This window comes from Paenibacillus sp. FSL R5-0713 (assembly GCF_037973325.1).
Taxonomy (GTDB): domain Bacteria; phylum Bacillota; class Bacilli; order Paenibacillales; family Paenibacillaceae; genus Paenibacillus.
In genome coordinates, this window is sequence record NZ_CP150229.1 from 4,623,242 (window position 1) to 4,635,888 (window position 12,647).

Sequence of the window (12,647 nt, forward strand, 5' to 3'; positions counted from 1 at the left end):
TTGATACCGTTTAACATTGAACACATATTGCATTATGCAATGATATTATTTTCCAAATGAAGAAGGATCTTCACGCCAGGATTTCAGCAACTCAAAGTCACTCTCCTGAATCGTTCCCTGAGCCAGAGCCACATCCATCAGCGCCGTGTAATTGGACAGCGTCTGAAGCGGAATTCCAGCATCTTCGAAGGCTTTAACACCCTTATCGAGCTGGTAGCTGAAGATGGCAAGCACTGCGAGCGGCGTTGCACCTGCTACGCGTACAGCTTCTGCTGCTTTGATGGAACTGCCACCTGTAGAGATCAGATCTTCAATGACAACTACTTTTTGTCCTTCGGTAATCAGACCTTCAATCAGGTTCTCCTTACCGTGTCCTTTCGCTTTATCACGAATGTAGGCCATCGGCAGATTCAGCTTCTGAGCCACCCAGGCAGCATGCGGGATCCCTGCGGTTGCCGTACCCGCAATGACTTCTGCTTCCGGGTATTGGTTACGAATAATCGTTGCGAAGGCTTCAGCAATATCGTTGCGAATCTCGGGATAGGACATCGTTAAGCGGTTATCGCAGTATATTGGTGATTTGATACCGGAAGTCCATGTAAATGGCTGCTGCGGACGCAATGCCACGGCTTTAATTTTCAACAGTTGGGAAGCAATATGGTTCGGAATCTCATTCAGTTCGATCATGCGTTCAACATCTCCTTCAAAATGGTTTCTGCCGCTTCTCGCGGATTGGGAGCGCCTGTAATCGGTCTGCCTACAACAATGTAATGGCTTCCTCTGGCGATCGCTTCACCTGGCGTCAAGACACGTGTCTGATCTCCCAGACCACTACCTGCTGGACGAATTCCTGGTGTAACGGTGTGAAAAGCACTGCCACACGCTGCCCGAATTGCGGGCACTTCCAGCGGAGAAGCAACAACCCCATCCAATCCGGCCTCTTGGGCCAGTCCTGCATAACGGACCACAGCAGCTTCCACGCTGCCCAGGATGCCAATCTCGTTGTTCATCGTTTCCAGACTTGTACTGGTCAGTTGGGTGACCGCAATAATCTCGGGTCTGTGTAAGGAAGGATCGGCGGCTATAGCTGCCTCAGCACCTTCACGTGCAGCACGCATCATGATCGTTCCACCCGCGGCATGCACATTAAACATGTCTACCCCAAGACGCGTGATACTCTCAGCACCGCCACGAACGGTGTTGGGAATGTCATGCATTTTCACATCCAGAAAAACGGAATACCCTTTAGATTTCAGCTCCCGAATGAAGTCCGGTCCTGCTGCGTAGAACAGCTGCATTCCCACCTTGAGATAACAGGGAATGCCTTCAAGAGCTTGTACCAATGCTTTCGCTTCTTCCGCTCCAGGATAATCGAGTGCCACCATCAGACGGCCAGCCATTTCATTGAAACTCGCGTGATTCATCACCAGCGCTCCCCTCCACTTGCTCATTTTTTCCGTTTTTGCCCGATATAAAGGACATCTCGCCAGCCCGCAGGCTGACTGATGTCCTTCATCAGTGAATATTTATTTTACAAAGGCAGGCATTGCTTCTGAAGAGAAGTTGATTGTTTGCAGCATGATCAGCAGCGCACGAATCGTATCCAGTGAAGTCATACATACAATACCATTCTCTACCGCTTCACGACGAATACGGAATCCGTCACGCTGTGGTGTTTTGCCTTTGGTGAGTGTGTTGAAGACAAAGTTCGCTTCGCCGCTGCGAATCATATCCAGAATGTTCGGCGAACCTTCGCTTAATTTGTTCACCGTCGTTACCGGAATGTTCGCTGCTTCAAGCGCAGCTGCAGTTCCGCCGGTAGCCATGAGTTTGTATCCCAGTCTGTAGAAACCTTCGAGCAATGGTACAGCTTCGTCCTTGTCTTTGTCTGCTACAGTCACGACAATGGCTCCGGTTGCCGGAATTTTCATTCCTGCCCCGATGAGACCTTTGAACAACGCTTTAGCGTAATTCGGGTCACGACCCATAACCTCACCTGTGGATTTCATCTCAGGTCCGAGGGTTGGTTCTACACGACGCAGCTTCGCGAAGGAGAAGACCGGAACTTTGACAGATACATGGTCCGACTCAGGCCATAGCCCGTCAACATAACCAAGATCTTTCAGTTTTACACCCAGAATGGCTTGTGTTGCCAGGTTCGCCATCGGAATGTTGGTTACTTTGCTCAAGAATGGTACGGTACGGGATGAGCGCGGGTTTACCTCGATAATGTACACTTGGCCATCATGGATAACAAACTGGATGTTGACCAAACCTACCGTTTTCAGTTCTTTCGCAATTTTGATTGTAATCTCTACAATTTTCTCTTTCATGTCCTGGGACAGGTGTTGAGGAGGATATACCGCGATGGAGTCACCAGAGTGAACTCCTGCACGCTCGATATGTTCCATAATGCCCGGAATCAATACCGTTTCACCATCACAGATGGCGTCAACCTCAACTTCTTTACCCATCATGTAACGGTCGATCAGTACCGGATGCTCCGGATTGATTTTAACCGCCTGCTCCATGTACGTGAGCAATTCTGCATCAGAGTATACAATCTCCATCGCACGACCGCCGAGTACATAGGAAGGACGAACCAGTACCGGGTAGCCCAGACTTTGAGCTGTTTCTACAGCATCATCAACGGAAATGACCGTTTTACCTTTCGGCTGTGCAATCTCCAGACGGGAGAGCAGACGCTCAAACTTCTTGCGGTCCTCCGCCTCATCGATGCTTTCCAGATCCGTTCCGAGAATCGTTACACCTGCATTACGCAGTGGTGCTGCCAGGTTGATGGCCGTTTGACCACCGAACTGCACGATAACGCCTACTGGCTTCTCCTGTTCAATCACGTTCATGACATCTTCGAAGAAGAGTGGTTCAAAGTACAGACGATCTGATGTATTAAAGTCCGTCGACACCGTCTCCGGGTTATTATTGATAATGACTGCTTCATATCCTGCTTTTTGCAAAGCCCATACAGCGTGTACAGTAGAGTAGTCAAACTCGATACCTTGACCGATCCGGATTGGTCCTGAACCCAGTACCACAACTTTTTGCTTGTCGGAAGGGATCACTTCGTTCTCAGTCTCGTATGTTGAGTAGTAATATGGCGTTGTTGCTTCGAACTCGGCTGCACACGTATCTACCATTTTGTACACTGGGCGCAGGTTCTCTTCTTCCCGACGAGTTCTAACTTCCGCTTCCGTCGTTAATGTGCCACCAGGTTGACCTTGCGCACGCAGTTCGGCAATGGCGCGGTCCGTGAATCCAAGGCGTTTCGCTTGATACAGAACATCGGAAGACAATTCGGATTCTTCGCGAATACGATCTTCGAATGCGATCAGACCCTCGATTTTGTCCAGGAACCACCAGTCAATCTTGGTCAGGTCTTGCAGTTGTTGCAGCGTATATCCTCTGCGGAATGCTTCGGCAATCAGGAAGATACGTTCATCATCCGCTTTGATCAGACGCTCGTTCAGCGTATCTTCATCCAGCGTTTCGGCATCCTTCAGGTAAAGGCGGTGTACACCAATCTCCAGGGAGCGCACGGCTTTGTGAATCGACTCTTCGAATGTCCGGCCAATGGCCATTACTTCGCCTGTTGCTTTCATCTGAGTTCCGAGTTTACGGTTCGCCGAGATGAACTTGTCGAACGGCCAGCGTGGGATTTTGCTCACGATATAATCCAATGTTGGCTCGAAGCAAGCATATGTTTGGCCTGTTACCGGGTTCACGATTTCGTCCAGTGTGTAACCCATGGCAATTTTGGCAGCCATTTTCGCAATCGGATAACCCGTTGCTTTGGAAGCCAGCGCCGATGAACGGCTTACCCGTGGGTTAACTTCGATAACATAGTATTGGAAGCTGTGTGGGTCCAGTGCGAACTGTACGTTACATCCACCCTCGATGTTCAAGGCACGGATGATCTTCAGTGAAGCTGAACGCAGCATTTGATATTCACGATCCGACAGGGTTTGGCTTGGTGCTACAACGATACTGTCGCCTGTATGAACACCTACCGGGTCAAAGTTTTCCATGTTGCAGACAACGATACAGTTATCGTTTTTGTCCCGCATAACTTCATACTCGACTTCTTTCATGCCTGCAATGCTCTTCTCGACCAGACATTGCCCAATTGGGCTGTAACGAATTCCCGCTGCCACAGTTTCGCGCAGTTCTTCTTCGTTCGCACAGATTCCGCCGCCTGTTCCGCCCAGCGTATAGGCTGGACGAACGATGATTGGATAGCCAATCTCAGCTGCAAATTCAAGTGATTCTTCGAGTGTCGTTACGATCACACTCTCAGGTACAGGCTGTTCCAGTTCACGCATCAGGTCACGGAACAGATCACGATCTTCCGCTTTCTCGATGGATGTCAGCTGCGTTCCGAGCAATTTTACATTTTCACGTTCCAACACGCCTGCACGTGCCAGTTCCACAGCCATGTTCAGACCTGTCTGACCACCCAGTGTTGGCAACAAGCCGTCTGGACGCTCCTGACGAATGATTTGGGTTACAAAATCCAGTGTGATTGGCTCAATGTAGACTTTGTCAGCCATGTTAGTATCGGTCATAATGGTCGCCGGGTTGCTGTTGATAAGTACAACTTCCACGCCTTCTTCTTTCAGAGCCTGGCAAGCTTGTGTACCGGCATAGTCGAACTCGGCCGCTTGACCGATGACGATTGGACCGGAACCAATCACCAGGATTTTTTTGAGATCTTTGTTAATCGGCATGTTATTGTGCTCCTTTCACTGCGGCTGCCAATACGGCTTGACGCGGCTTTTGCGGGTTAGTGATTTTGTGCTCGCGAATCATCTCGATGAAGCGGTCAAACAGATAGCTGTTGTCGTAAGGACCCGGGGCTGCTTCTGGGTGATACTGAACCGAGAATGCCGGGAAGGATTTATGTTTCAGACCTTCAATAGTCTTATCGTTATTGTTGATATGTGTAACTTCCAGGTCCGTGCTCTTCACAGACTCCTCGTTTACGGTAAAACCATGGTTCTGGGATGTGATGAAGCAACGTCCGCTCTCCAGCTCTTTCACCGGGTGGTTTCCTCCGCGATGTCCAAACTTGAGTTTTTCGGTATCTGCTCCTGCCGCAAGTGCGAACAATTGGTGACCCAGGCAGATGCCGAAGATCGGGTATTCGCCAAGCAGTTCACTGATCATTTTAACTGCGTGAGGTACATCTTTCGGGTCCCCAGGGCCGTTGGACAGTTGAATACCGTCCGGGTTCAGGCGACGAATCTCGTCTGCTGTTACATCGTGCGGAACAACGACAACGTCACAGTTACGTTTGCTGAGTTCGCGCAAGATTCCTGTTTTGGCACCATAATCCACGAGCACAATACGTTCAGCCGTTCCCGGGCTGTTGTAGACATGCTCTGTAGAAGTCATAGGCACCTGGTTACGCAGCTCGGCGATGGTGGTGTCTCCCATCATCTCCAGCAGTTCTTCCACAGGCTTCGATCCTGTTGTGAGAATTCCCTTCATTGTGCCGTGGTGACGAATCCGGCGAGTCAACATGCGTGTATCAATTTCGCTGATTCCTACGATACCGTATTCCTTGAGCAGATTGTCTACGCTATATTCCGCACGCCAGTTGCTCGGCGTTGGCTCATGACGACGTACAACGAAACCGTGTACGTATGGACGAATCGACTCAAAGTCATCACGCGTAATACCGTAGTTTCCGATCAGCGGATACGTCATGGTTACGATTTGACCGCAATAGGAAGGATCCGAAAGCACCTCTTGATAGCCTGTAATTCCCGTATTAAAAACGACCTCACCTGTCGTTTCACCTTCAGCACCGAATGCTTTCCCGGTGAACAGTGTGCCGTCTTCCAACAATAATCTTGCCTGTGCCTGCATCCCATTTCACTCCTCTGTGTTTATCAACGTTGAATGGCATTTGGGTTGAACATGGGGGACGTTACGATTGTGCGGCTCCGCGTACAGAAAACCCTTTGATCGCTGTTATCCCCGGATTACTTTTTATCATTTTTCAAATGATGTAATCCGGTGATAAAGGCGAACGCTTTGCTTCTTCGGGTCTTTTCTGTCCGCTCCGCAGTTACGTTGGTGTCCAAGTTCAAAATCATGACATTCAACTTTGCTTGTTTCGTATGTTAGACTCTCGGCATGATTTGCCTCGAGTTAGTTGAAAAGATGTTACTGGTGTAAAAGTTGTAGATTAAGTTTTAGAATTACTGTTACTGATTTAAAGATATAGAGTTAGTAATTTATCAATTTACTAAATTACCGTTTTATTGTTGTACAGTGTTGCTCCACACGCTTTTGCCATCCACCCATGTTTGTAGAGCCCAGCCTTTCAGCTTCCAGCCTGTGAATGGGGTGTTTCTTCCTTTGGTTGCAAACGTTGCAGGATCAACTGCTTTTTCCTCGTTCAGATCAATCATCGTGATATCCGCTGGTGCTCCTTCTTCCAGTTTGCCTGTATCCAGTCGGAATACACGTGCCGGATCAGCTGTCATGCGTTTTACCAGGAAGTCCAAGCTCCAAAGTCCAGTTTCCACAAACTTCGTGTACAGCAGTGGGAAGGCTGTTTCGAATCCTACGATACCGAAAGGTGCCAGCTCCATGCCTTTGGCTTTCTCTTCTTCACTGTGTGGCGCGTGATCGGTTACGATCATGTCCAGCGTGCCGTCCAGCAAACCTTCGATACACGCCTGCACATCACGTGGTGAGCGTAGCGGCGGGTTCATCTTCCAGTTGGCGTCCATGCCCGGGATATCTTCATCCGACAACACCAGATGGTGCGGACACACCTCAGCAGTTACTTTAATACCGATGGATTTCGCCAGACGAATCAGGCGAACCGATTGCTCTGTGCTTACGTGGCAGACGTGGTAATGAACTCCCGTTGCTTCTGCGAGCAGAATATCCCGGCCTACGTGGATAGCCTCGGATTCATTAGGAATGCCTTTAATACCATGACGTTTGGAAAACTCGCCTTCCGTCACATATCCACCGACAACCAGTGAGTCATCTTCACAGTGTGCGATCACTGGCATATCCATGCTTGCCGCAAGGCTCATGGCATCTTTCATCATTTGAGCGTTTTGTACGCCGACACCGTCATCCGTGAATCCGATAGCCCCTGCTTCTTTCAAGGCGGCAAAATCGGTAAGTTCACGACCCAGTTCGTTTTTGGTAATGGCTGCATAAGGCAACACTTTTACCAGATCGGCTTCTTTGGCTTTATCCAGTACCAGTTTCACAACTTCCGCTGTGTCTGTAACCGGTCTTGTGTTCGGCATGCAGGCAATCGTTGTAAAACCACCTTGTGCTGCTGAACGGGCACCTGTCTCGATCGTCTCTTTGTGTTCGAATCCAGGTTCACGCAGATGCACGTGCATATCGATCAATCCCGGAATGACCAGTTTGCCTGATGCGTCTGTCACATGATGCGCTGACTTTTCGGCATCCAATACGGCTTGATCTTCCAGGCCAGCGATCTTTTTAATTTTACCTTCATCTATAATGATGGTTTTCCGTTCAAGTTCCCCTTGTTGGTTCAAGATGTTCGCATTCTTTATAATCTGTAGCATAATTGCCCTCCGCTTCGGTTCTGTCCGGCTTACCAGGTAAACCGGATGATTTTCTTTATCGTTTACTCTCTTATTGCTCTATAAGAACTGCCATCTTCGTCAGCCTATGACCCACAGCCAGACCCTGTTACAGTTTCATCGCACGTTCCATAACCGCCATGCGGATGGGAACGCCGTTTGCCATCTGCGGGAAGATCCGCGATGCTTCACTCTCCACAACCGCGTCATCTACCTCGACGTTGCGGTTCACTGGAGCAGGGTGCATGATAATGGTGCTTGGTTTTAGGCGTGACGCCCGTTCTTCCGTCAATCCGTAGTGTTCGCGATAATCCTCAGCTGAAGTAATTAAGCCATGTTGATGACGTTCCAGTTGAACACGGAGCATCATGACTACATCTGCATCCAGCGCTTCTTCAAAACCAACATAAGGAGCATGCTCTGCGAGTTCCGGTGCCTGCATCGTTTGCGGTGCACAGAAGCGTACATCTGCGCCGAACTTTTGCAGTGCCCACAGGTTGGAGCGTGCTACGCGGCTATGCAGAATGTCACCTATGATGGAAACACGCAAGCCTTTCAGTTCGCCAAATGCTTTCCGCATCGTGTAGAGGTCCAGCAACGCCTGTGTGGGATGCTCATTGTTGCCGTCTCCGGCGTTCACGAGCGGAACACTCACTTTCTTAGCCAGCTGTTGCAGAACGCCTGCCGGTTTCAACCGGATCACGCCTGCATCAATGCCCATCGACTCAAGTGTTCGCACCGTATCGTAGATGGACTCTCCTTTTTCCACACTGGATGCGGCTGCCGTGAAGTTCAGCACTTGTGCGCCCAGGCGTTTCTCTGCCATTTCGAAGGAGAAGCGGGTGCGGGTGCTGTTTTCGAAGAACATGTTCGCAACGAAGCGTGATTCAAGTACAGGAACCAGTTTCTCTTTCTGCGCTTCCCAGTGAGCCGCCCTGTTCAGAATGGACTCGATCTCTCCTCGGCTAAGTTCCTTCAGTCCAAGCAAGCTCCGGTCTCTCAATGCTGTCTGTGTAATCATCATGCTTGCTCCCCCCGGTTCTGAGTGATTTTGACTTCGTCCTGTCCGTCCGTTTCCATGAGTGCAACTTCGATCTCTTCTGATTTGGAAGTCGGCACATTCTTGCCGATAAAATCAGGTCGAATCGGAAGTTCCCGGTGTCCACGGTCTGCGAGTACCGCCAGCTGAATATTCTGCGGTCTTCCACAGTCCATCAGGGCATCCATCGCTGCGCGAATCGTACGTCCGGTATAGAGCACATCATCGAACAAGATCACTTTTTTGTTATGGATCGAAAGTGATTCAGGTGTCATAATCAACATTTCCTTGCGATTCGCCTTGTTTTCGTCAAAGCGATCATCGCGGTAAGGAGTCACATCTAGTTCTCCCCAGGGGACTTTGGCGCCTTCGATTTCTTCAATCTTCGCGGCAATCCGTTCTGCGAGGTAAACCCCGCGTGTACGGATACCGACCAGCACACAATCATCGATTCCTTTGTTTTTCTCCAATATCTCATGGGCAATCCGTGTTAATGCGCGGCGGATCGCCGTCTCATCCATAATGACATGTGTCTCTGTGCTCATGCGTTCAGCCTCCTCAGGATTTCCCTTCAGATCATGGCCCCGTGACGAGGAGAACAAAAAAGACTCCTTGCCGTGTTTATTGGCAAGGAGTCTCCGAACTTCAGACCGCTCTGAAGAAAGTTTACTCTCGGGGATGCATCGCTTCATTTGCCGCAGCAAAAAACGATGTATCGTTCACGTTACCTTGCCAGTCTCACGGGACTGATTTAAAGGTGCTATTCATGTCGTTCATATTGCAGGACCTCACAGGGTTCTGTAATCAATATGTCCGTTTGTCTTCATGAATTATGACAGAAAGACAACCCCCTGTCAACACCTCACCATCGCAGGTGAAAACCCTCTGCTACGTTCTTGTTAGAATCAGCAGTTAGCCTGAAAAACATCCATGCACAATTCATCTCATTGGTTATTCATAATTATACAACATTTCTGCATATTTATCCATAGGCAAATGAGAAATTTGATATAACCAAAATAAACCTCTGCCTATGCTTAAGTAGACACAAAACACTTCTTTTTGGAACAAGCAGTCAGTTTCATCTTACGTAATATATGTAGGCTCTGCATTAGTACCCACTGAAATGGGTACAGTTTATAAACATAAACCCATTCATAGATGCTGCTGTAATGCCGATATACATAAGATTCGCAGCTATGCGACATGGAATTAAGATACGCCCTACATTTATGTACATTTAGGAGGAAGTCATGCGTCACATTTGGCACGTTTACAAAACAGACTGGTTGCATATTCTGAAGGTTCCCACAGGTATATTTCTAATTGTGGCTATCATCTTACTGCCCGGGGTGTATGACTGGGTCAACGTGAAGTCCGTATGGGACCCGTACAGTAACACCCAGGGGATCAAAATTGCAGTGACAACTGAAGACGAGGGTGCAACTGTTGCAGGAACCAATGTCAATATCGGAGACGAACTGGTATCCAGCCTCAAACACAACGAAAAGCTGGGCTGGACTTTTGTAGATCGGGCTGAGGCCAGTCGAGGTGTACAAACTGGAGAGTACTATGCAAGCCTGCTCATTCCCGGAGACTTTTCGTCCAAAATTACAGGTATTGTTGACGGAAAGCTGGAGCGTCCAGAGGTAATCTATACTGTTAATGAGAAGGTGAATGCCATTGCTCCCAAAATCACAGGCTCTGGTGTATCTGCCATAACAACACAAATCAATGAAAATTTCACTGAAGCCGTCAGTGAGGCCGTTCTTACCAAGTTGAAGGAAGCCGGGGTTGAAATTAACGCCCAGCTTCCAACTTTGCGCAAGATGGAGAATGGCATTTTCACCCTGGAGAAAAATCTTCCGGCCATCCAAGCCGCGGGTCAAAAGGTACTGGAAGTGGAAAAAGCCATGCCTGAGATTGTAAAAGATGCTCAAAAGATCGTCGAAATCGAAAAAAAACTACCTGAAATCAATGAAGCGGCAAAGTATGTGCTCAAGGTGCAGGAGTATTGGCCACAAATTAATGATGCGGCTTCGGAAGTGCTGGCTATTCAAGGGCGGATACCGGATATACAAAAAGCGGTAGAACGCATTCGAGAAGTGGATGAAAACTTTGGTCAGGTATCAGTTGTCATTCAAACAGCCCTGGATAAAACCGACAAGGCTCTCTCTATCGTAACGGCCGCAGAACAAGATCTGTACAAGGTATCCCAAATCGCTGGCAACGGGATTGAGCTGGCTGAAGGCTTGAATCAATTTGTAGATTCAAGTGAAGAAGCGTTCCAGGCTATTGGCCCAACGATCCGCCAGAATCTGCTGCTAGTGCAGCAGATTACCAACGCTGCTGGAGAAGTATTTTCCCAATTGCAGGATTCGGATCTTGATAACCTGCCCACAGCAGAAGATCTGGACCGGATTGCTGCACGTTTGGGGAATGCGGTAAAACTTGTCGACAGTATGGCAGAACTGCTGGGCAAAATAGACAATTTACTTCCAAGCCACCCACTTACCGAACAAATTCAGCATTTGAACTCCGTTTCAGATAAACTGCAGTTGCAAATCCGGCTGGCTGGCATCATCAGTGATGCCATGCGCCGCAATACAACGCTACCCGCAGACGTCGTCGCTCAGTTAAATTTGCTCTCCAAAGACATTAGCAGCGGCATTGGCAATCTCTTGACTACGTATGAAAGTGACATATCACCGGCTCTATCGGCTGGCGTGGATAAATTGCGGTCCATCCTCTCCACTTCTTCAAGTGCAATGCAAGGAGCAAGAGATCGAATTCCGGATATTGCGGACATTCTTGCATCTGCCAAAGAAGGGATTACGTTTGGACAGACCGAGTTGACGAAAATCCAGAGCGACCTGCCTCAAATCCAATCCAAGATCCATGAGATATCAGAGACACTCGCAAGCAAAAGTGAAGGTTTTATTCAAGCTTTGAACACCGTCTCTTCCTTAATCCGGACCGATCTGCCCAAATTGGGAACCAAACTGAACGAAGCGGCTGATTTTGTTCGTCATGATCTGCCTAATGCCGAGAAACAAATAGGCAAGGCATCCGATTTTGTTCAGAACCAGCTTCCGGAGGTCGAAAAAGGAGTCCATCGTGTTGCCACACTGGTACGTGATGATCTGCCAGCATTGGAAAGTGCCATCAGCAAAGCGGCAGACAAACTTAGAGAAGTCGAAGGTAATAACCAGTTTGCCGAGCTCGCCAAACTTCTGCGCGGCGATATCGAAGAAGAGAGTGCTTTCCTTGCAAGCCCAGTGCAAATCAAGGAACAGCAGCTTTACCCGATTCCGAATTATGGATCGGCCATGTCACCATTTTATGGCGTGCTGTCCTTGTGGGTCGGCTCGACACTGCTGATTTCTCTGCTTCGTGCCGAAGCTGAGAATCCAGAGGGCAAGTTCCGGGGATATGAGTTATATCTTGGACGCCTCGCTACTTTTCTGACCATTGGGTTGCTTCAGGCGATATGCGTCACCCTGGGAGATATCTTAATCCTGGGTACCTATGTCGCCGATAAACTGTGGTTTGTCCTGTTTGCCATGTTGGTGAGTGCCGTATTTGTCACCATCACGTACACCCTGCTGTCCGTTTTTGGAAATATCGGAAAAGGGATCGCCATCATCTTTATGGTGTTCCAGTTCTCCAGCTCTGGCGGTACGTTCCCAATCAGCATGACATCCCCCTTTTTCCAGGCATTGAATCCGTTCATGCCCTTCACGTATGCGATCAGTCTGCTGCGTGAGTCGGTCGGCGGTATATTGTGGTCTACTGCCATCAAGGATATTCTGTGGTTGTGTTTGTTCATCGCGCTGAGTCTCATTGTTGCTCTCGCTTTGAAACGCCCACTCAGCAGTCTCACCAAACGTTCAGCCGAGAATGCCAAGAAGACCAAAATTATTGCTTAACTCATTAGCTTGACACAAATAAAGATAAGGCCATAGGACTTTCCATCCCATGGCCTTATCTTATTTCATTAT

The 12,647-nt window shown here is 48.8% G+C and carries 8 protein-coding genes; 1 reads left to right on the plus strand and 7 read right to left on the minus strand.

Going from position 1 to position 12,647, the window contains the following annotated elements; translation table 11 throughout:
- Positions 1–45 precede the first annotated feature (45 nt).
- The 7 genes from pyrE to pyrR form a co-directional block, all read right to left on the minus strand.
- Positions 46–687 (minus strand): orotate phosphoribosyltransferase, encoded by a 642-nt coding sequence (pyrE, locus tag MKZ12_RS20630; protein ID WP_339235861.1) that lies wholly within the window; start codon positions 685–687, stop codon positions 46–48.
- Positions 684–1,424 carry an orotidine-5'-phosphate decarboxylase gene (gene pyrF / locus MKZ12_RS20635; protein ID WP_339256390.1) on the minus strand — a complete coding sequence of 247 codons (741 nt, stop codon included), beginning with the start codon at positions 1,422–1,424 and terminating at the stop codon, positions 684–686. The genes pyrE and pyrF overlap by 4 nt, the downstream gene beginning before the upstream one ends.
- Before the next feature lie 102 nt (positions 1,425–1,526).
- Positions 1,527–4,745: a carbamoyl-phosphate synthase large subunit gene (gene carB / locus MKZ12_RS20640; RefSeq protein WP_339235868.1), complete on the minus strand. Its 3,219-nt coding sequence runs from the start codon at positions 4,743–4,745 to the stop codon at positions 1,527–1,529.
- A gap of 1 nt (position 4,746) precedes the next feature.
- Positions 4,747–5,889, minus strand: a complete 1,143-nt coding sequence (carA, locus tag MKZ12_RS20645) for a glutamine-hydrolyzing carbamoyl-phosphate synthase small subunit (protein ID WP_062835434.1) — start codon at positions 5,887–5,889, stop codon at positions 4,747–4,749.
- Positions 5,890–6,284: 395 nt separating this feature from the next.
- Positions 6,285–7,589: a dihydroorotase gene (locus tag MKZ12_RS20650; RefSeq protein WP_339256392.1), complete on the minus strand. Its 1,305-nt coding sequence runs from the start codon at positions 7,587–7,589 to the stop codon at positions 6,285–6,287.
- Between the two features lie 127 nt (positions 7,590–7,716).
- Positions 7,717–8,631 carry an aspartate carbamoyltransferase catalytic subunit gene (locus MKZ12_RS20655; RefSeq protein WP_253439283.1) on the minus strand — a complete coding sequence of 305 codons (915 nt, stop codon included), beginning with the start codon at positions 8,629–8,631 and terminating at the stop codon, positions 7,717–7,719.
- Positions 8,628–9,191 (minus strand): bifunctional pyr operon transcriptional regulator/uracil phosphoribosyltransferase PyrR, encoded by a 564-nt coding sequence (pyrR, locus tag MKZ12_RS20660; RefSeq protein ID WP_339256394.1) that lies wholly within the window; start codon positions 9,189–9,191, stop codon positions 8,628–8,630. The genes MKZ12_RS20655 and pyrR overlap by 4 nt, the downstream gene beginning before the upstream one ends.
- Before the next feature lie 708 nt (positions 9,192–9,899).
- Here pyrR and MKZ12_RS20665 point away from each other — a divergent pair.
- Positions 9,900–12,575, plus strand: coding sequence for a YhgE/Pip domain-containing protein (locus MKZ12_RS20665; RefSeq protein ID WP_339256396.1), 2,676 nt, complete (start codon positions 9,900–9,902; stop codon positions 12,573–12,575).
- Positions 12,576–12,647 lie beyond the last annotated feature (72 nt).